General features: G+C 65.5%; 18 protein-coding genes and 2 pseudogenes. 13 read left to right on the top strand and 7 right to left on the bottom strand.

Annotated elements, in window-relative coordinates; all coding sequences use genetic code 11:
• Nucleotides 1-3 precede the first annotated feature (3 nt).
• Genes fahA through BMY03_RS03735 form a run of 3 tightly spaced genes read left to right on the top strand, consistent with a single transcriptional unit; the run spans nucleotide 4 to nucleotide 3,340 of the window.
• Nucleotides 4-1,296, top strand: coding sequence for a fumarylacetoacetase (gene fahA / locus BMY03_RS03745; protein WP_046857087.1), 1,293 nt, complete (start codon nucleotides 4-6; stop codon nucleotides 1,294-1,296).
• A gap of 13 nt (nucleotides 1,297-1,309) precedes the next feature.
• Nucleotides 1,310-1,939, top strand: coding sequence for a maleylacetoacetate isomerase (maiA, locus tag BMY03_RS03740; RefSeq protein ID WP_094010271.1), 630 nt, complete (start codon nucleotides 1,310-1,312; stop codon nucleotides 1,937-1,939).
• A 51-nt stretch (nucleotides 1,940-1,990) separates the two neighbouring features.
• Entirely contained in the window at nucleotides 1,991-3,340 is a 1,350-nt protein-coding gene (locus BMY03_RS03735) for an MFS transporter (protein WP_038707371.1), read from the top strand.
• On the opposite strand, the gene BMY03_RS03730 is transcribed toward BMY03_RS03735, so the two are convergent.
• Complete coding sequence (locus BMY03_RS03730; protein WP_094010270.1) at nucleotides 3,329-4,135, bottom strand: SirB1 family protein; 807 nt, start codon at nucleotides 4,133-4,135, stop codon at nucleotides 3,329-3,331. The two genes, BMY03_RS03735 and BMY03_RS03730, sit on opposite strands and share 12 nt — an antisense overlap.
• A gap of 123 nt (nucleotides 4,136-4,258) precedes the next feature.
• On the opposite strand from BMY03_RS03730, the gene BMY03_RS03725 reads away from it, so the two are divergent.
• The gene (locus BMY03_RS03725) at nucleotides 4,259-5,278 is read left to right on the top strand and encodes a Leu/Phe/Val dehydrogenase (RefSeq protein WP_094010269.1); all 1,020 of its coding nucleotides are present in this window, start codon (nucleotides 4,259-4,261) and stop codon (nucleotides 5,276-5,278) included.
• 78 nt (nucleotides 5,279-5,356) lie between these two features.
• Here BMY03_RS03725 and BMY03_RS03720 read toward each other — a convergent pair whose 3' ends face one another.
• Nucleotides 5,357-5,620 (bottom strand): YebG family protein, encoded by a 264-nt coding sequence (locus tag BMY03_RS03720; RefSeq protein ID WP_023631474.1) that lies wholly within the window; start codon nucleotides 5,618-5,620, stop codon nucleotides 5,357-5,359.
• A 218-nt stretch (nucleotides 5,621-5,838) separates the two neighbouring features.
• On the opposite strand from BMY03_RS03720, the gene BMY03_RS03715 reads away from it, so the two are divergent.
• Entirely contained in the window at nucleotides 5,839-6,309 is a 471-nt protein-coding gene (locus BMY03_RS03715; RefSeq protein ID WP_031315617.1) for a phosphate-starvation-inducible protein PsiE, read from the top strand.
• A gap of 3 nt (nucleotides 6,310-6,312) precedes the next feature.
• Here BMY03_RS03715 and BMY03_RS03710 read toward each other — a convergent pair whose 3' ends face one another.
• Both BMY03_RS03710 and BMY03_RS03705 read right to left on the bottom strand, forming a co-directional pair.
• A complete protein-coding gene (locus BMY03_RS03710) occupies nucleotides 6,313-6,612 on the bottom strand; it encodes a DUF3509 domain-containing protein (protein WP_094010268.1) in 300 nt (99 codons plus the stop codon).
• Nucleotides 6,613-6,741: 129 nt separating this feature from the next.
• Nucleotides 6,742-7,089, bottom strand: coding sequence for an HPF/RaiA family ribosome-associated protein (locus tag BMY03_RS03705; protein WP_023630676.1), 348 nt, complete (start codon nucleotides 7,087-7,089; stop codon nucleotides 6,742-6,744).
• A 251-nt stretch (nucleotides 7,090-7,340) separates the two neighbouring features.
• Here BMY03_RS03705 and BMY03_RS03700 point away from each other — a divergent pair, with 251 nt between their 5' ends.
• A complete protein-coding gene (locus BMY03_RS03700) occupies nucleotides 7,341-8,444 on the top strand; it encodes an NADH:flavin oxidoreductase (protein WP_094010267.1) in 1,104 nt (367 codons plus the stop codon).
• On the opposite strand, the gene BMY03_RS03695 is transcribed toward BMY03_RS03700, so the two are convergent.
• Complete coding sequence (locus BMY03_RS03695; protein ID WP_094010266.1) at nucleotides 8,413-9,624, bottom strand: glycosyltransferase family 4 protein; 1,212 nt, start codon at nucleotides 9,622-9,624, stop codon at nucleotides 8,413-8,415. The genes BMY03_RS03700 and BMY03_RS03695 overlap by 32 nt on opposite strands.
• A gap of 56 nt (nucleotides 9,625-9,680) precedes the next feature.
• Here BMY03_RS03695 and BMY03_RS26885 point away from each other — a divergent pair.
• Both BMY03_RS26885 and BMY03_RS26880 read left to right on the top strand, forming a co-directional pair.
• A pseudogene (locus BMY03_RS26885) lies at nucleotides 9,681-10,526 on the top strand (PAS domain-containing protein); the annotation flags it as partial.
• Nucleotides 10,527-10,688: 162 nt separating this feature from the next.
• Nucleotides 10,689-11,120, top strand: a complete 432-nt coding sequence (locus BMY03_RS26880) for a methyl-accepting chemotaxis protein (protein WP_371041508.1) — start codon at nucleotides 10,689-10,691, stop codon at nucleotides 11,118-11,120.
• A gap of 77 nt (nucleotides 11,121-11,197) precedes the next feature.
• On the opposite strand, the gene cysZ is transcribed toward BMY03_RS26880, so the two are convergent.
• Entirely contained in the window at nucleotides 11,198-11,926 is a 729-nt protein-coding gene (gene cysZ / locus BMY03_RS03685) for a sulfate transporter CysZ (RefSeq protein ID WP_038707376.1), read from the bottom strand.
• A 327-nt stretch (nucleotides 11,927-12,253) separates the two neighbouring features.
• Here cysZ and trxB point away from each other — a divergent pair, with 327 nt between their 5' ends.
• The gene (gene trxB / locus BMY03_RS03680; protein WP_038707377.1) at nucleotides 12,254-13,216 is read left to right on the top strand and encodes a thioredoxin-disulfide reductase; all 963 of its coding nucleotides are present in this window, start codon (nucleotides 12,254-12,256) and stop codon (nucleotides 13,214-13,216) included.
• A 107-nt stretch (nucleotides 13,217-13,323) separates the two neighbouring features.
• On the opposite strand, the gene nadC is transcribed toward trxB, so the two are convergent.
• Nucleotides 13,324-14,172, bottom strand: coding sequence for a carboxylating nicotinate-nucleotide diphosphorylase (nadC, locus tag BMY03_RS03675; protein WP_094010265.1), 849 nt, complete (start codon nucleotides 14,170-14,172; stop codon nucleotides 13,324-13,326).
• Nucleotides 14,173-14,417: 245 nt separating this feature from the next.
• On the opposite strand from nadC, the gene BMY03_RS03670 reads away from it, so the two are divergent.
• The 4 genes and pseudogenes from BMY03_RS03670 to BMY03_RS26875 all read left to right on the top strand — a co-directional run.
• Nucleotides 14,418-16,568, top strand: a complete 2,151-nt coding sequence (locus BMY03_RS03670; protein WP_038707379.1) for a DUF1631 domain-containing protein — start codon at nucleotides 14,418-14,420, stop codon at nucleotides 16,566-16,568.
• Nucleotides 16,569-16,656: 88 nt separating this feature from the next.
• The gene (gene ampD / locus BMY03_RS03665; RefSeq protein WP_038707380.1) at nucleotides 16,657-17,223 is read left to right on the top strand and encodes a 1,6-anhydro-N-acetylmuramyl-L-alanine amidase AmpD; all 567 of its coding nucleotides are present in this window, start codon (nucleotides 16,657-16,659) and stop codon (nucleotides 17,221-17,223) included.
• Nucleotides 17,220-18,050, top strand: coding sequence for a regulatory signaling modulator protein AmpE (gene ampE, locus BMY03_RS03660; protein ID WP_094010264.1), 831 nt, complete (start codon nucleotides 17,220-17,222; stop codon nucleotides 18,048-18,050). The genes ampD and ampE overlap by 4 nt, the downstream gene beginning before the upstream one ends.
• Before the next feature lie 254 nt (nucleotides 18,051-18,304).
• Nucleotides 18,305-19,426 (top strand): annotated as a pseudogene (locus BMY03_RS26875) (HAMP domain-containing protein); the annotation flags it as partial.
• Between the last annotated feature and the right edge of the window lie 13 nt (nucleotides 19,427-19,439).

Below are 19,439 nucleotides of genomic sequence, written 5' to 3'. Positions count from 1 at the left end.
CCGATGAACCACACCGCCATTGCCCGTAGCTGGGTCGAGCACGCCAACGGGCACCGCGACTTCCCGTTGCAGAACCTGCCCTTGGGCATCTTCAGCCGCCCAGGGCAGGCGCCACGTTGCGGCGTGGCCATCGGCGACGCGATCCTCGACCTCGAGGCCGTGCTGGCCGCCGGGTTGTTCGAGGGGGCGGCCAAGGCTGCCGTCGAAGCCACCGTCGGTGGTGCGCTGAATGACTTCTTCGCCCTTGGCCGCGAGGCCCGTGTCGCCTTGCGCGAGCGCCTGCTGGCACTGCTGGGCGAGGGCAGCGAGCACCAGGCGGCCCTGAAGGCCGCGCTGTACCCGGCTGATGAATGCCAGCTGCACCTGCCGGCGAAGATCGGTGACTACACCGACTTCTACGTCGGCATCGAGCACGCCAAGAACGTCGGCAAGCTGTTCCGCCCGGACAATCCGCTGCTGCCCAACTACAAGCATGTGCCGATCGGCTACCACGGCCGCGCCTCGACCATCCGCCCGTCCGGCACCGACGTACGCCGCCCCAAGGGCCAGACCCTGCCGGCGGGCCAGACCGAGCCGAGCTTCGGCCCTTGCGCGCGCCTGGACTACGAGCTGGAACTGGGCATCTGGATTGGCCAGGGCAATGACATGGGCCAGCCGATCCCGATCGGTGACGCCGCCGAACACGTGGCCGGCTTCTGCCTGCTCAACGACTGGTCGGCGCGCGACATCCAGGCCTGGGAATACCAGCCGCTGGGCCCGTTCCTGTCCAAGAGCTTCATCACCACGGTGTCGCCGTGGGTGGTCACCGCCGAAGCCCTGGAGCCGTTCCGCTGCGCCCAACCAGCCCGTCCGGAGGGTGACCCGCAGCCGCTGTCGTACCTGCTGGACAAGCGCGACCAAGCCGCCGGCGCCTTCGACATCGAACTGGAAGTGCTGCTGCTGACCGAACGCATGCGCGAGCAGAACCTGCCGGCGCATCGCCTCACCTTGAGCAGCACCCGCAGCATGTACTGGACCGTGGCACAGATGGTCGCCCACCACAGCGTCAACGGCTGCCAGCTGCAACCGGGCGACCTGTTCGGCTCGGGCACCCTGTCGGGCGCGGCGCCAGGCTCGTTCGGCAGCCTGCTGGAGATCACCGAAGGCGGCAAGCACCCGGTGGAACTGGCCAGTGGCGAAGTGCGCAAGTTCCTCGAGGACGGCGACGAGATCATCCTGCGCGCCCGTTGCGTGCGCGATGGCGTGGCCAGCATCGGCTTCGGCGAATGCCGTGGCACCATCGTCGCGGCCGGCTGAGGAGGGCAGGGCGATGCAACTGTTCAGCTACTACCGCTCCACATCTTCGTATCGGGTGCGCATCGCCCTGGCGCTCAAGGGCCTGGAATACCAGGCCGAGCCTGTGAACCTGCTCAAGGGCGAGCAGCGCGGCACGGACTACCTGGCGCTCAATCCGCAAGGGCGGGTGCCGGCCCTGCGTACTGACGCTGGCGAGTTGCTGGTGCAGTCGCCGGCGATCATCGAATACCTGGAGGAAGCCTTCCCGCAAACGCCACTGCTGCCCCGTGAGCCCGAAGCCCGGGCCAGGGTGCGTGGCGTGGCGGCGATCATCGGTTGCGATATCCACCCGTTGCACAACGTCAGCGTGCTCAACCAGCTGCGTCATTTGGGGCACGACGAGGCCCAGGTCAACCAGTGGATCGGTCACTGGATCAGCCAGGGGCTGGCGGCGGTGGAGCAACTGATCGGCGATGACGGCTTCTGCTTCGGGGCGACGCCCGGCCTTGCCGACGTCTACCTGATCCCGCAGCTGTACGCGGCCGAACGTTTCAACATCGACCTTGGTGGTTACCCGCGCATTCGCCGGGTGGCCGCCCTGGCCGAGCAGCACCCGGCCTTCCAGCAGGCCCACCCGGCGAGGCAGCCCGACACGCCCGACTGATCGCCACCGCCCGCACCTGCACTCATAACAACAAAAGACAGGGACCTTGCGATGCACAACCAGATAGCCAGCTTTCGCGCGGCGCTAGACGCGCGCCCGGTGTCACCCTACCAGTGGCGCCTGCTGCTGCTGTTGATCCTGCTGTTGGTCACCGATGGTTATGACGCCCAGGTGCTGGGCTATGTGATCCCCGCGCTGGCCCAGGACTGGGGCCTGGAAAAGGCCGCTTTCGGGCCGGTGTTCAGCGCCAACCTGCTGGGGCTGACGGTCGGTTCGCTGGCGGTCACGCCACTGGCCGACCGCTTCGGCGTGCGCCGGGTGCTGCTGTGCTGCGTGCTGCTGTACGCCAGCCTGACTCTGCTGATGGTGTTCGCCACTTCCCTCGACAGCCTGATGCTGGCGCGCTTTCTCTGCGGTATCGGCATGGGCGGCGCGATGCCCAGCGCCATGGCGCTGATGGCCGACTACGCGCCGCCCCGACTGCGCACCTTGATGGTCACCCTGGCGGCCTGCGGTTTCTCGCTGGGTGGCGCTGCGGGGGGCTTCGTCGCCGCAGGCTTCATCGATCATTACGGCTGGCAGGCGGTGTTCCTCGCCGGCGGCGTGGCGCCCTTGCTGCTGTTCCCGTTCCTGGCGCTGTTCCTGCCCGAGTCACTGCCGCGCCTGCTGCGCGACGCCCCGCCCTATGCACGGTTGCAGCGGGTCACCGCTCGCCTGCTGCCGGGCTGGCAGGTACCGGCGGCGCGCATCGCCACCGACGAGCCGGCGGACAGCAAGCTCACCGTGGTGGCGCTGTTTCGCGAGGGGTTCGCCCGGCCCACGCTGCTGCTGTGGAGCACCTTCTTTGTCAGCCTGATCCTGTTGTACTTCATGATCAGCTGGCTGCCGTCGCTGCTGCAGGAAAGCGGGCTGGCGCTGAACCAGGCCAACCTGGTGACTTCGCTGTTCCTGTTCGCCGGCACCTTCGGCGCGGTGTGCCTGGCCTGGTGCGCCGACCGCATGGCCAACAAGGCCCATTTGTTGGCGGGCGTGCTTTTGGGGGCAGCGCTGTTCAGCGTGCTGGTCGGCATTAACCATGATGATCCGCGCTGGCTGGTGCCCAGTGTGTTCGCCGCCGGGTTCTGCATCATTGGCGGGCAGTTGACGCTCAATGCCTTCGTCAGCAACTTCTACCCGGCCCAGGTGCGCGCCACCGGTACCGGCTGGGCCTTGGGTGTCGGGCGCTTCGGCTCGATCCTCGGACCTTTGCTTGGCAGTCTGCTGCTGACCTTGCACATGCCTGTGGAGCAGATCTTCTTCTTCTGCGCCGTGCCGGCGCTGCTCGGCGCGCTGCTGATCAGCCGGGTACGCGCACCGCAGCAGCGCGAAGCGACGGTGAAGGGCGAGGCTTTAGTGGATTGAGCGTCTGCCGTTGGGCAACTGGCCAAGGCGTTCCGTGAGTTTCAGGCGCTGCACCGGGTCGTCGGTCAGCAGCAGTGCGTGCTCCAGGTCGAAGCGCTCTGCCTGGGGGCAGTCCAGGTGTTGGTACAACGTGGCCCGCGCCAGGTAGTCGCCGACCTGCACCGGGCCCAGTTGCATGACCCGCTCGGCGTCGATAAGCGCCGCGAGGTCGTTGTCGTTGCTGATATGCAACTGGCGAAGGTTGCGCGACAGGCGCTGGAGCATCTGCATCGGCGAGGCGCTGCGCAGGTGCTCGGCGGTCAGCGGCAGCTGTGGGCCGAACTGGCGGGCGAGCAGCTCGCGGCAGTCGTTGGGGTACAGGCGCCGGCCGCCGCAAGGGTCGAGCAGGTGGTCGGCACCGGGCACGCGCAGCAGGAAGTGGCCGGGAAAGTTCACGCCCTCCAGGGGAATCGACAGGCGGCGGGCCAGCTCCAGAGCAAGGATCGCCAGCAGCAGAGGTTGGCCACGCCGGCGTTGCAGCACTTTGTCCATCAAGGCCACGTGTGGACGCAACGGGTGGTACTCGTCCTGCTGGTAGCCCAGTGCGTTGAGCTGACGCAGCAAAGGCTGGGCCAGTTCGTTGACCGGCAGCATCGGCAGGCTGGTGCTGACTTCGCGTTGCAGCTCGTGCAGCCTGGCCAGGCTGGCCGCGGGCTCGACAGTGCGGTCATGCTCGGCAGCGATCCACAGCGAGGCTTCCAGCAGGGCGACCGGCTCGCGTTCCAGGCAGGCCAGGCAGGCTTGGCGTGGGTTCATGGGGCTTCTCCATCACGCTTAACTTGTAGCCCTGGCGCGGCTTTTCGTCCAGTGGTCCGCCCGCGCGGTGTGCGGCCTTGACCTGTTTATACTGGTAGGAGCACCTCTCGGGGGAGCCCGTCGATGTTCGCGCTCATGCAAAGCACCCGCACCCAGTCACTGCACCTGTTCATCGACCCGCCCACGGGTTTGAAGGCCGTGGTGGCGATTCACAGCGAACAACTCGGCCCGGCCATGGGCGGCTGTCGCTACTTGCCCTATGCCGACGACGAGAGCGCCATGACCGATGCCATCCGCCTGGCCCAGGGCATGAGCTACAAGGCGGCCTTGGCTGGCCTGCCGATGGGCGGCGGCAAGGCGGTGATCGTGCGCAATCCGCATGTGGAAAACCGTGCAGCGTTGTTCGAAGCGTTCGGGCGCTTCGTCGACACGCTTCAGGGGCGTTTCATCACCGCCGTGGACAGCGGCACCTCGACCCTCGACATGGACTGCATTGCCCAGGCCACCCCCTACGTCACCAGTACCACCGCCTCGGGCGATCCTTCGCCCCATGCGGCGCTGGGCGTGTTCGCCGGCATCCGCGCCACCTCGATGGCAAGGCTTGGCAGTGACAACCTGGAGGGGCTGCGAGTGGCGGTGCAAGGGTTGGGCAACGTCGGCTATGCGCTGGCCGAGCAACTCCATGCGGCGGGTGCCGAATTGCTGGTCAGCGACCTGGATGCAGGCAAGGTGCGGCTGGCCGTGGAGCAGCTAAATGCCCACCCGGTGGCCCATGAGGCCTTGCTCAGCACGCCGTGCGACATCTTTGCGCCGTGTGGCGTCGGGCCGGTGTTGAACGGGCAGAGCGTGATGCAACTGCGTTGCGCGGCAGTGGCGGGGTCGGCGAACAACCAGTTGACCACGCTGCAGGTGGCCGACCAGTTGGAGAGCCGGGGCATCCTGTATGCGCCGGATTATGTGATCAATGCCGGTGGGTTGATCTATGTGGCGCTTACCCATCGGGGCGAAGGGCTGGGGACCATTACCGCACACCTGGCGCGGATACCGTCGCGGCTGACCGAAGTGTTCGCCCATGCCCAGGCGGAGAAGCGTTCTCCGGCACGGGTGGCGCAGATGCTGGCGGAAAGATTGCTGTACGGCTGAAAGCCATTTCGCGGGGCAAGCCCGCTCCCACGAGATTTTCCATGGATGCGGGCCTTGCGGGCTTGCCCCGCGATGGCGTCATTCTACCGCGCCGCCTTCAAGCAGCTCCGCCAGCGCATCGGGCTGGCTCTTGAATGCCCGGGCGAACACATCGCGGTTCTTGGCCATGTAGATGCCGGCTTCCTCTACCTGCTGCTCGCTCATCGAAGGCACCGCCTTGTGCAGTACCTCGGCCAGGCGTTCGGCCAGCTCGAGCATCTTGTCGTGACGGTCTGCTTCGGCCTTATCCATGAACAAGCGCTCCGGGTCGCGGCTGCTGCGGTACACCACTTCGACGGCCATTCATCACCTCTGTGCCTTTTTGCTGATTGGGTTGCGGACAACTGTATTTTTATACAGTACATCGCCAGGCCATCACCCTGCAACTGCAATGATGGCCAGGCAAACTGAAAATCAGCGTAGCCCACAGGTGCCCTGCGGCAATCGACCGCCTTCCAAGACAGGAGCCATGGCCCTTTAACTGCATGGCACCAGACCTTCAGTATCAGGAATCGAACATCGTGAACATCAAATGGGCAGAAAAGCTGCGCAAGGGCCTGCACGGCTCCGCCGACTCGCTGGGCAACCTGTGTGTGGAGGCCTTCCACTACCTGGCGCTGTTCGGTATAGGCGCGATCACCGCCTATGCGGCGGTGGTGACCTTCCTGGACATGCTGGGCAAGGGCGGGGTGAGCGTCGATGACATCCTGCTGCTGTTCATCTACCTGGAGCTGGGGGCGATGGTGGGGATCTACTTCAAGACCAACCACATGCCGATCCGCTTCCTGCTCTACGTGGCGATCACCGCGCTCACGCGCCTGCTGATCGGCGACGTCTCGCACCACAAGGCGCCGGATGTCGGGCTGCTGTACGTGTGCGGTGGCATCCTGCTGCTGGCCTTCGCCATCCTGGTGGTGCGCTACGCCTCGTACCGCTACCCGTCGACCAAGGCGCTGGATGCCAGTGGCAAGGAAGTGGACGAGGGCAAATAGCCCTCAGTTGGCCAGGCCGGCGGCAGGGAAGCGGCGCTCGCCGTGCGCGGGGCGGGTCAGCGCGGCAAGCACTTCCAGCGGGTTCTGCCCCAGCTCGATGGCCAGGCCCAGGCGGATGCTGTCGATGACCCGCTGCAGGCGTACCGGGTCGTTGCGCTGGGCCTGGCTGATCAGGCGCTTGGCAACCACGCCACTGTCGTCGGAGAGGGTCAGCATGATGCTGCCGTCCAGGCGCTCGATGCTCAGGTTGACCCGGTACTCCGGGGCGAAGGCGGCGCTGATCTGATCAAAGGGATTGTTCATGGTCGGGGTCTGCAGTGAATGATTGCAGAAGTTGACCGGGCTCGGCCAAGGTTGGTTCAGGCCCGCTGATCGGCGAACAACGAAAACGCCCGGCGCAAGGCCGGGCGTTCTTGTCTGACCCGTTGCCGGTCAGGCGTCTGGGTCACTCAGTTCCAGGGCGCCGCGCTTGCTGCGCAACTTGCCGTAGAAGTGTTCCAGGGCGTGATTCAGTTTGCTGGCGGCGCCATCGACGGCATGTTCCAGCGAAGTGGCGGTGTGGGTCACGGAAATCGGCTGGTGACCCTTCGGGCGAGCCTCCATCTGGCAGCGTTTGTCGTGGGGACCGGGCTTGGCGCCGTTTTCGTCACGCAGGTGGACTTCAATGCGGGTGAGGTCGTCCTCGTAACGTTCGAGGCTGCTTTGCAGGGTACTGCGGACCCATTGGTCGAGACGGATGTTGCCTTCGATATGGTTGCTGCTGTTGACCTGGATTTGCATGATTCAATCCTTATTCAGCTTGCTCGCGAGAGGCGCGCCTAGGCCACTGAGGGCGTTGGTTTTCCTGCGCCTCTTGACTCTAAAGTCAGGCAAGCGCCGGACGAATTCAAGCCCTTTCTGAAAATAAATTTCCTGTTGCAATTCGCTCCGCTCACAACGATGACGGCCGATCACTGCAATCAATAATGCTGGGCCATCCGCCAGGCGACCCCTAAGCTCAGGCGCATTTCCTCACCCGTCGGGAGCGCCGCATGTCCAGCAACCCTCTGTTCCAGCCCTTTACCCTCGGCACCCTCGATCTGCCGACCCGTGTGGTCATGGCACCGATGACTCGTACCTTCTGCCCCGGTGGCGTACCCCATGACGCAGTGGTCGACTATTACCGTCGCCGCGCCGCCGCCGGTGTCGGGTTGGTCATCACCGAGGGCACCACGGTCGGGCACAAGGCCGCCAATGGCTACCCCAATGTGCCGCGCTTCCATGGCGAAGATGCCCTGGCCGGTTGGAAGCGTGTGGTCGACGCGGTCCATGCCGAAGGCGGGCGCATCGTGCCGCAATTGTGGCACGTGGGCAGTGTGCGCCGACTGGGCACCGAGCCGGATGCCGACGTGCCGGGTTATGGCCCGAGCGGCAAGGAGAAGGATGGCCAGGTACTGGTCCAGGAGATGAGCCACGACGACATTCGCGAGGTGATCGCCGCCTTCGCCCAGGCCGCGCGAGATGCCCAGGCCATCGGCATGGACGGTGTGGAAATCCACGGCGCCCACGGTTACCTGATCGACCAGTTCTTTTGGGAGGCCAGCAACCGTCGCGACGACGAATACGGCGGTGACCTGGCCGGACGCTCGCGTTTCGCCATCGAGCTTATCCAGGCCGTGCGCGCAGCCGTCGGCCCGGACTTCCCAATCATCCTGCGCTTTTCGCAGTGGAAGCAGCAGGACTACAACGCACGCCTGGTACAGACCCCGGAGGCACTGGCGGCATTCCTCAGCCCCTTGTGCGAAGCGGGTGTGGATATCTTCCACTGCTCTACCCGGCGCTTCTGGGAGCCGGAATTCGAGGGCAGCGAGCTGAACCTGGCCGGTTGGACCCGCCAGCTCACCGGCAAGCCGACCATCACCGTGGGCAGTGTCGGCCTGGATGGCGAGTTCCTGCAGTTCATGGTCGCAACCGACAAGGTGGCCAAGCCGGCCAGCCTCGAAGGCTTGCTGCAACGCTTGCAGGACCAGGAGTTCGACCTGGTGGCCGTGGGACGCGCCTTGCTGGTGGATGCCGAATGGGCGCGCAAGGTTCGCGAGGGACGTGAGGCTGATGTGCTGCCGTTCAGCCGTGAGGCGCTGACGACCCTGGCTTGATCACCAGGGGCGGCGACTGTTCGCGGGTAGCCTGCAACCCGCGGCAGGCATCGTACAGGTAACCCTCGAACTGCTCGATGATCGCCGGCCAGCCCTGGCGGCTGGCATGCTGGCGAGCATTGAGGCGCACCCGGCGCAGGGTTTCGCTTTCCTCCAGCAACCAGCAGGCGGCGTCGATGAACGCCGCCTGATCACCCGGCATGGCCAGTGCGCCGCTGTGGCCGTGACGGATGTGCTGGGCGGCCGCGGCTTCATCGTAGGCGACCACGGCAAGACCCGAGGCGAGCGCCTCGAGCACCACGTTGCCAAAGGTCTCGGTCAGGCTCGGGAACAGGAACAGGTCGCCGCTGGCATAGTGCTCGGCCAGCACCTCGCCGCGCTGCGCACCGCAGAACACCGCGTCGGGCAGCAGTTGTTCGAGCTGGCCGCGCAGTGGGCCATCGCCGACGATCACCAGGCGCAGCCGCCGGTGCGGGTAGGCCCTGCGCAGGGCTTCCATGCAGGGGCGCAGCAAGGCCAGGTTCTTCTCCGCGGCCAGGCGCCCGACGTGCAGCACAGCCAGGTCATCCACGGCCAGCCCCCACTGCTCGCGCAGGGCCTGGCTGCGCCTTGCCGGGTTGAACAGGCCGGCATCGACCCCGCGGGCCATCAGGCCAAGGCGTTCGAAGCCGCGGCGTTGCAGTTCCAGGCGCTGGCTGATGCTGGGCACCAGGGTGATGGCGGTACGCCGATGGAACCAGCGCAGGTAGTGGGTCAGCAGCCGCGACAGCAGCCCCAGGCCATACTGCCCAGAATACTGCGCAAAGTTGGTATGAAAGCCACTGACCACCGCCACGCCCAGGCGCCGGGCGGCGCGCAGGGCGCTCAGGCCCAAGGGACCTTCGGTGGCGATGTACAGCACGTCCGGACGCTGCCGACGCCAGCGGCGCCAAAGCTTGTGCATCGACACTTCGCCCCACTGCAGGCCGGGGTAGCCGGGCAATGGCCAGCCGCGGCACAGCAGCAGTTCGTCGTCGTTGCCCGATGCGCTGTCGGCAGCCTGTCGCGGGCGGATCAGTTCGACCTGATGCCCGCGCTGGCGCAGCCCCTCGCTGAGGCGGCCGAGGGTGTTGGCCACGCCATTGATCTCGGGTGGGAAGGTTTCGCTGACCAGGGTGATGCGCAAGGACGGTGTGTTCATGGCAAAAAGTGTCCGACGCCCCCATTGCGGTCATATGACGTCTTTGTGACGTGCGGATGACGCCTGATTTCCGGCAGTTCCATCCGTTTGAATATTTCCTTGCAACGCACTCAAGAACTCTCGGGACGCAGCCGATGCAGATGCATTCGACTACGGGAATACGCTCCGGGAGAGCGGCCATGTTCAACAGCAAACTGAAGAAAGAAATCCAGCAACTGCGCGAAGAACTGATGTCCATCGAGCAGGTCAAGAACAGCCTCGACAGCGAGATGCTGGTGCTCCAGCTCGACCCGCAGGGGCGCATCGAGTCGGTCAATGGCAACTTCGAGGCCGAAATGGGCTACCGCGCCGAGCAGCTCATCGGGCGCAACATCGAGGAGATCGTCCCGGCCCATGTGAAGAAGCTCGATTTCTATCAGCGCATGAAGCACGCCATCACCCGGGGCGAGCACCTCAACGGCGCCTTCCGCCTGCTGCGTGGCAACGGCGAAGAGGCCTGGCTGCGCTCGATCCTGCAACCGGTCAAGGACAGCGACGGGCGCATCAAATACTTCTCCCTGCATTCCAGCGACCTGACCCGCACCATCGAGACGTCTCGCGAGCATGAGAGCCTGATCAAGGCCCTGATGCGCTCCACCGCGGTGATCGAGTTCAACCTCGAAGGCCAGGTGCTGACCGCCAACGACCGCTTCCTGCAGACCATGGGCTACACCCTCGAACAGATCCGCGGCAAGTCGCACCGCATGTTCTGCGAGCCGGAAGAAGCCAATTCAGCGGGCTACCAGGAGTTCTGGAACAGGCTGCGCCGCGGCGAATTCGTTGCCGAGCGCTTCAAGCGCATCGATGCCCATGGCCGCGTGGTGTGGCTGGAGGCCTCGTACAACCCGATCATCGACGCCCACGACGTGCTCTACAAAGTGGTCAAGTTCGCCACCGTGATCACCGACCAGGTCAACCAGGAACTGGCCGTGGCCCAGGCCGCCGACATCGCCTACACCACCTCGCTGGAAACCGACGACAGCGCGCGCAAGGCCACCGACGTGGTGACCCAGACCGTCGAGGTGATGCGTGGGCTGGAAGGCTCGATGCAGGACGCCGCCGAGGGTATCCAGGCGCTGGACAAGCAGTCGAAGGTGATCGGCGCGATCATCAAGACCATCAGCGACATCGCCGGGCAGACCAACCTGCTGGCGCTCAACGCCGCCATCGAAGCCGCCCGCGCCGGCGAACAGGGCCGTGGTTTCGCCGTGGTCGCCGACGAAGTGCGCCAACTGGCCTCGCGCACCAGCAGCGCCACCGAGGAAATCGCCAAGGTGGTGCAGCAGAACGAACAGCTGGCCCAGGCCGCGGTGGACATCATCGACACCAGCAAGCGCCAGGCCGAGCAGGGCCTGGCCTTGGCCGCCGATACCGGCGGGGTGATCGTCGAGATCCAGGAAGGAGCGAAGAAGGTGGTGGATGCGGTGGGGCAGTTTTCCAGCCAGTTGAACCACTGACCGAACTCAAGCCATCGCGGGGCAAGCGCGCTCCTACAGATCTAGTGGGAGCGGGCTTGCCCCGCGATGGCGTTCATTCAGCCGCGTTCACGTACCCAGAACAACGTTGCCCCGGCCACCGCCGCCGGCATCATCAGCACGTTGACCCCCGGAATCATCAGCGCCAGGTAGGTGATCCCGCCAAAGCCCATCGATTGCCAGCGCTTGGCGCGCAGCCAGGCGAGCATGTCCTGCCAGCTCATCTTGTTGTTGTCCGCCGGGTAGTCGATGTACTGGATGGCCATCATCCAGATACCGAACACCAGCCACAGCGGCGCGGCGATCACGTTCACCACCGGGATGAACGACAGGATGAACAGGCCGATGGCCCGTGGCAGGAAGTAGCCAAGCTTGCGCATCTCGCGGCTGAGGGTGCGTGGCACCATGGCCACCAGCTCGCCCCAGCTAAAGGGTGGGAAGTTGTCCTGGCCGCGCACCACCACTTCGACCTTTTCCGCCAGGAAGCCGTTGAACGGCGCGGCGATAATGTTGGCCAGCAGGGTGAAGGTGAAGAACACCATCAACAGCACCAGGGCGACGAACAGCGGCCACAGGATGTAGGTGAGAAAACCCAGCCAGTCGGGCAGGGTGGGCATCAGCGCATCGACCCACAGGCTGAACTGGTGGCCGGCAAAGTAGATCAGGCCGCCGAACAGCAGCAGGTTGACCGCCAGGGGCAACAGCACGAACAGGCGCAGGCTGGGGCTCAGGACCAGTTTCAGGCCTTCGCGCAGGTACTGCGGGCCGGACAGGACGGGGGCTTGCATCGGAATGCTCCGCTTGAGGAAAACGCGCTGACCTTACCGAGTTTGGCGCGCCGACGAAAGGCACCGCGCCTTCGGGAAACGGCGTGTAACAAAGCGCTGGCATAATGCCTGTCGGTTTCCTCGGCGGATAGAGACTGTCTATAAGGTGGATTGTCGAAGGATATTTCCTTAATCTCTGCGGCCTCGCTACAGTGCGCTCAACTTTTTTGGTTTTGGACCAACGCGTTGTAGCCTTCCCCAAGTGCTGCGTGGGTCCCTTTTAATTCCAGCTGGCGCAACCGGCGCACCGACGCCGGCCCCGTGCGGCCCGCTCGACAGGAGTTCGACATGTCCGAAGTACGTCATTCGCGCGTCATCATTCTCGGTTCCGGCCCTGCCGGTTACAGCGCCGCGGTGTATGCCGCCCGCGCCAACCTCAAGCCGCTGCTGATCACCGGCATGCAGGCGGGCGGCCAGCTGACCACCACCACCGAAGTCGACAACTGGCCGGGCGACCCCCACGGCCTGACCGGCCCGGCCCTGATGCAGCGCATGCAGGAACACGCCGAGCGCTTCGAGACCGAGATCGTCTTCGACCACATCAACGCCGTCGACCTGGCCAACAAGCCGTTCACCCTGCGCGGTGACAGCGGCACCTACACCTGCGATGCGCTGATCATTGCCACTGGCGCCAGCGCCCGCTACCTGGGCCTGCCGTCGGAAGAAACCTTCATGGGCAAGGGCGTGTCGGCCTGCGCCACCTGCGACGGTTTCTTCTACCGCAACAAGCCGGTGGCGGTCGTCGGCGGCGGCAACACCGCCGTGGAAGAGGCGCTGTACCTGGCCAACATCGCCAGCAAGGTGACCCTGGTACACCGTCGCGACACCTTCCGCGCCGAGAAGATCCTGATCGACAAGCTGCACGCCCGTGTCGCCGAAGGCAAGATCGAACTCAAGCTCGACGCCACCCTGGACGAAGTGCTGGGTGACAACATGGGCGTGACCGGTGCGCGCCTGAAGAACAACGACGGCAGCTTCGACGAAATCAAGGTCGACGGTGTGTTCATCGCCATCGGCCACACCCCGAACACCTCGCTGTTCGAAGGCCAGCTGACCCTCAAGGACGGCTATCTGGTGGTCCACGGCGGCCGTGAAGGCAACGCCACCGCCACCAACGTCGAGGGCGTGTTCGCCGCCGGCGACGTGGCCGACCACGTCTACCGCCAGGCCATCACTTCCGCCGGTGCCGGCTGCATGGCGGCCCTGGACGTCGAGCGTTACCTGGACGGCCTGGCCAACGCCGCGCACTGATCCAGCCTTTGCGGGCCAGCCCGCTCCTGCACACAACGTGGGAGCGGGCTGGCCCGGCGATAAAAAAACCGGCCATCTGGCCGGTTTTTTTGTACCTGCGATTCAGCTCACAGACTGAGCCGCATCGACAGGTCCACCGCCTTCACATCCTTGGTCATCGCACCGATCGAGATGTAGTCCACACCGGTGTCGGCGATCACTCGCAGGGTGGTTTCGTTGACCCCGCCGCTGGCCTCAAGCTTGGCCTTGCCCGCGGTGATGCGTACCGCTTCGCGCATTTCATCCAGGCTCAGTTCGTCAAGCATGACGATATCGGCGCCCGCCACCAGCGCCTGGCGCAGCTCGTCCAGGCTTTCCACCTCGATCTCCACCGGCTTGCCCGGGGCGATGCGGTGCGCCGCCGCCACTGCCTCGGCCACGCCGCCACTGGCGGCGATGTGGTTTTCCTTGATCAGGAAGGCGTCATACAGGCCGATGCGGTGGTTGTGGCAGCCGCCGCAGGTAACCGCGTACTTCTGCGCCAGGCGCAGGCCCGGCAGGGTCTTTCGGGTATCGAGCAGGCGCACCTGGGTGCCCTCGACCAGGTCGGCCAGGAAGCGTGCGCGGGTTGCCACGCCCGAGAGCAGTTGCAGGAAATTCAATGCCGAGCGTTCACCACTGAGCAGCGAGCGCGCCGGGCCTTCGAGGTGGAACAGGGCCTGGTTGGCGGTGGCGCGCTCGCCATCGGCAACCTGCCAGTGCACCGCTACCCGCGGATCGAGTTGGCGGAAAACCGCATCGACCCATGCGGTGCCGGCGATCACGCAGTCCTCGCGGGTAATGATGGTCGCCTTGGCCAGGCGCTCGGCTGGGATCAGCTGGGCGGTGATGTCGCCGCTGCCGATGTCCTCGAGCAGCGCGCGGCGCACGTTGGCTTCGATTTCGGCGGTCAGGTCGGCGAGGCGTAGGTTCGGCATGGTCGGCTCCACAAGCTAGGTGCCGGCGATTATAGGGCAGGGGGGCGGCGTGTACAGCTGCCGTGCCGATGACCTTTGGTCAGGCGGTTTGAGCAATTGTGCAAATGCATTGTCCGTTGAGGCGTGCGAAAGGCGTGCTAGCAGCTGTCAGAATTTTCACCGATAATAGCGCCTTGTAATTGGCGTCATAGCTTTGACGACCACCCTTCCAATCGAACAACGCAACATCCACCAAGGAGTCCGGGATGCATGATGAAGGCAAGGTGGTGCCCTTGGCGGCTGCCATCGACCGGGGCGCGCGTGCGCCCTCGCCATGCCTTCCGGTCTTGCTCCTGCAAGTGCGCGACAAGGCTGCGCTGCAATTGCGCCAAGGCTTGCAGGCGCTGTTCGACAATGCCGACGACACCCTCTTCGAAATGGCCGATAAGGCCAGTGGCCGCCTCGACCAGAACCTCTACTTCGAGGCCATGCGTGATCTGCGCCTCAAGCGCAAGAGTATCGAGCGCGGGTTCCTCGACACCTTCTACGACGCCTTCGCGCGTATCGGCCAGGGCGGTGGGCTCGAGGCCCTGGTCAGGTCACAGACCCAGGACAGGTCGGCGCTGAAGCGAACCGTGGCCGTGCAGGCCATGGTCGATCGGGTGCTGTCGCGTGACGGGTTTCTGCTCGATCAACTGAACCTGCGCTTCACCACGTTGCTGGAAGTGCCGCTGGAAACCGCGCACAACCCACTCGGCCCAGGCAACCTCTGCGGTTACTTCCTGGATGCCGGGCGCAACCTGGGCGTCGGCGCCAGCGTCAAGATGGTGCTGGTCAAATTATTCGAGCGCTACGTGCTGCGCGACCTCGACCTGCTCTACGGCGAGGCCAGCCAGTTGCTCGCCAGTGCCGGCGTGCTGCCGGACCTGCTGCCCGCGCCACGGCGTCGTGCCGAGGACCGGCGCGGCATTGCCAGGCGCGTGCCGGCCAGCGCCATGCCGGGCGGCCTGCCCGACTCCGCTGGCCAGGCGTTCTTCGCCTCGGTGCAGGCGCTGCTGGCACCGGTGCGCGGGCGGGTCACGCCGCGTTTGCAGGCGGCCGGCGCGGCCCAGCCGACCAGTACCGGCGACCTGCTGCGCCTGCTCACCCACTTGCAGCACTATGTGCCGGCCCCTGGCGAGCCGGATGACTTCAACCTTGGCCAGCAGCTGGAGCAACTGCTGTTGCGGGTCAGCGTGCGCAGCGGCACGCGGCGGCGCATTGCCACCGACGACGAAGACACGATCAATCTGGTCGACCTGCTGTTCGCCTTCATCCAGGGTGACCACAACCTGCCGGCCAGCCTGCGCGCGTTGATCGTGCGCCTGCATATCCCTGTGCTCAAGGTGGCGCTGATCGACAAGGGCATGTTCAGCCGTGGCAGCCACCCGGCGCGCCGCCTGCTCAACGAAATCGCCGCCGCGGCCATTGGCTGGGAGACCGAGGCCGAGGGGCTGCGCGACAGCTTGCACCTGCGCGTCGAACGTATCGTGCAGCGCCTGCTCAATGACTTTTCCGACGATTGCGCCCTGTTCGACGAGCTGCTCGATGAGTTTCTCGCGTTCAGCCAGGATGAACGTCGGCGCAACGAACTGCTCGAGCAGCGCACCCGTGACGCCGAGGAGGGCCGCGCCCGTACGCTGCTGGCCCGCCAGCGTGTGCAGCAGGAGCTGAACGACCGCCTGCATGGCCGGGTGCTGCCGCAGGTGGTGGTGCAGATGCTGGTGCAATCCTGGAGCCAGGTGCTGCTGCTGGCCTGGCTGAAGCAGGGTGAGGCTTCGCCAGCCTGGGCCGAGGCCCTGGCGACAGTGGACGACCTGCTGGTCAGCATTGCCCCGTACCGTGAGCCACAACGCCTCTTGGAGCAGGTGCCGGGCCTGCTCAAGGCGCTGCGCGATGGTCTGGCGGGGGTGGCGCTGGACTCCGCCGCCACCCGTGATTTCTTCCTGCAACTAGAGAAGCTGCATCAGCGTGCCTGTGGCGGCACGCCGGAGGCGGATGCCGCGCTGGACGAAGTGTGGGTGGAGGACGATATCGTGCTGGTCGTCAGTGATGAGTCCGAGTTGGACGCTGGCCTGCCGCTCGACGAGCATGACCCTGCCGTTCATCAGGTACAGCGGTTGCAGGTCGGCACCTGGGTCGAGGTGATGGACGACGACGAGGCGCTGCGCTGCAAGCTGGTGGCGCGTGTCGACAGCAACGACCGGCTGGTCTTCAGCAACCGCACCGGCATGAAGGTGCGCGAATGGAACCGCATGGGCCTGGCCATGGCCCTGCGTCGTGGCGAGGTACGCCTGTTGGACAATGGCCTGCTGTTCGAGCGGGCACTGGAGGCGGTGCTGGAGCAGTTGGGTGGGCTGCAGGCGCAGCAAAGCTGAAGCTTCCTACACAATCATTTACATGCAAGCACTGGCCGCCCACGGCATACTGACCATCTGTCTCGGGCGTCATTTCAGGATCTGCACCATGCAATTGGACCGCGCGACCGGCTGGTTCACCGGCGTCAGCCACTGCCCCTCGCCGAACTTCAACGCCCGCCCCGAAGGTGAGGCCATTGCGCTGCTGGTCATCCACAACATCAGCCTGCCTCCGGCCTGCTTCGGCACCGGCAAGGTGCAACAGTTCTTCCAGAACCGCCTGGACCCGGACGAGCACCCGTATTTCGCGACCATCAACCACCTGACCGTCTCGGCGCACCTGTTCGTCGAGCGCGATGGCGCGGTGACCCAGTTCGTCTCGTTGCTCGACCGTGCCTGGCATGCCGGCGTGTCGCGCTTCGGCGAGCGCGAGGGCTGCAACGATTTTTCCATCGGCATCGAGCTGGAAGGCACCGACGAGCTGCCCTACACCGATGCCCAGTATGCCACCCTGGAGCGGCTGACCCGCGAGATCCGCGCGGCTTGGCCGGTGATCGACGCCCAGCGCATCTGTGGCCACAACGATATCGCTCCGCAGCGCAAGACCGACCCGGGCCCGGCCTTCGACTGGCCGCGCTACCGCGCCGCGCTGCAACGCAACGAGGACAAGGCATGAGTTTTCTGGTGTTGGTGCTGGCGCTGTGGGTCGAGAAGTTCTCGGCCCTGCGCCAGCGGTTGCAGCGCGACGGTTTCTACCTCGGCGAGCTGGTGCGCCTGGAGCGCAGCGGCAAGGTCCACCCGTGGTGGACGCTGAGCATCCTGATCCTGGCGCCGGTGGCGCTGCTCGTGCTGCTTTTGCATGTGCTGGAGCCGGTGGCCTACGGCTTGCTGGCGCTGCCGGTGCATTTGCTGGTGTTGGTCTACAGCCTGGGGCGCGGCGATGTGAAGGCGGCGCTGGGGCCGTTTCGCGACGCCTGGCGCCGGGGTGACGAACAGGCGGCGCTGCATGTGGCCGAGCGCGACCTGGGGCTGGCCGCCGACGACGCCCAGAGCTTGATCAAGCGGGTTCAGGGCCACCTGCTGTGGCAGGCCTACCAGAGCTTCTTCGCGGTGATCTTCTGGTACTTCCTGCTCGGCCCGGCGGCGGCGCTGGCCTACCGCCTGCTGGCGCTGACCATGGACAACAGCCGCCAGCCGGCCTTGCAGAGCCTGGCCGGGCAACTGCGCCACGCCATGGACTGGCTGCCGGTACGAGTGATGACGGTGAGTTTCGCCCTGGTCGGCAACTTCGTCGCGGTGACCCGCGTGATGCTGCACGAACTGCTCGACTGGCACATCAGCGCCGGACACCTGGTGGCCAAGGTTGGTCGGGTGGCCGACGACATCCCTGAGGAGGAGGACCGCCAGCGCGGCCTGGAGCGGCTGGACAGCCTGTGGGATCTGCTGCTGCGCTGCGCGGTGCTGTGGTATGCCTGCTTTGCCCTGTGGACCGTGCTGGTCTGAAAGACTTCTAGCACCTCCCTGTAGGAGCGGCTTCAGCCGCGATCACCCGCGAAGCGGGTGCCAGGCTCCGCGGTGTCTGCATCGCGGTTAAAGCCGCTCCTACCGAATCGCGCTTAACCATAAGTTACAAACCTTGATTCCAATCTGCGCTATACAAAGCCACTGGCCCTAGATGGCCTAGTGCTACCCCGCAGAACAACAAGAATTCAAGGAGGTGACCTGTGAAGCGTCTGCTCTATCCGGCCATCGCACTGATGAACCGGCTGAGCTTCGGCATGAAGTTCAGCCTGATCAGCGTCCTGTTCTTCCTGCCCATGCTGGTCACCAGTTTTTATCTGGTACGCGACGCCTACAACCAGCTCCAGGCCACCCGTGGTGAATTGCAGGGGCTGGCGCCGTTGTCCGAGAGCCTGACGTTGCGCGGCGACCTGGAGACCCTCGGCAACCTGCTGCAGATCAACGCCGTGCTGGGCCAGTCGGGCCAGGCCGGCGATGTGGAAAGCCGTATCGCGGCGCTGCAGGACAAGGTTCAGGCCCGGCTCGATGGCCTCAAGGGTAGCGACCCTGCGTTCGAGGCCAAGCGTGCAGAGCTGGCCGAGGCCTTCGCCAGTGCCCGTGACGAAAGTTCGCTGCAGAACAAGGCGGCGCTGTTCGACAAGTTGCTGGCCCAGGCCCAGGTGCTGGGCAAGCTGGTGGCCAGCCAGTCGGGCCTCAGCCAGGACAGCCAGGCCTCGGTGCGTCAGTTGAGCGAGTTGCTCGGCAATGCCACGGCCCAGGTGACCCAGGCCATCGGTGAGGGGCGGGCAATGGGCGCGGTGGCCCTGGGCCGCGGCTTCATGGACTCCTCGGGCAGCGCGCGTTTCGAAGACCTGCTGCAGCGCCTGGAGCGCTTGTCCGCCGATTACGCCATTCGCCTGGATGACGCCCTGGCAACCGATGCCGGGCTCAAGCTTGCGCTCGCCAGCAGCGCCCAGGCCAGCCAGGCCACCGTCAAGCAGGCGGCGACCCTGTTCGAGGACCAGGTGGTAGTGGCCGAGAGCCTGGACGCGCCGTGGGCCGGTTTCTACCAGCAGACCAGCGACCTGATGGCGCAAACCTACCGCTTGAACGATGCCGTGCTGGCCCATCTGCACGGGCAACTGGAAGAGCGCCTCGGCCAGCACCGCCTGCGCACGGTCGCGCTGGTGGCGGCCTTGGCCAGCGTCTTCGCATTGATCATCTACCTCTACAGCGGCTTCTACGTATCCACCCGGGAAACCCTCGGCAACCTGGGCACCGCCATGGACAAGGTGGCCGCAGGCGACATGACTATCAGCTTCCAGGCCAGCAGCCGAGACGAGCTGGGCGAGTTGGGGCGTGGTTTCAACGAGACCGTGCGGCGCATTCGCG

It is taken from the genome of Pseudomonas soli (assembly GCF_900110655.1).
In the GTDB taxonomy this organism is placed as follows: domain Bacteria; phylum Pseudomonadota; class Gammaproteobacteria; order Pseudomonadales; family Pseudomonadaceae; genus Aquipseudomonas; species Aquipseudomonas soli.
This window is presented reverse-complemented; position numbering and strand designations above follow the sequence as displayed.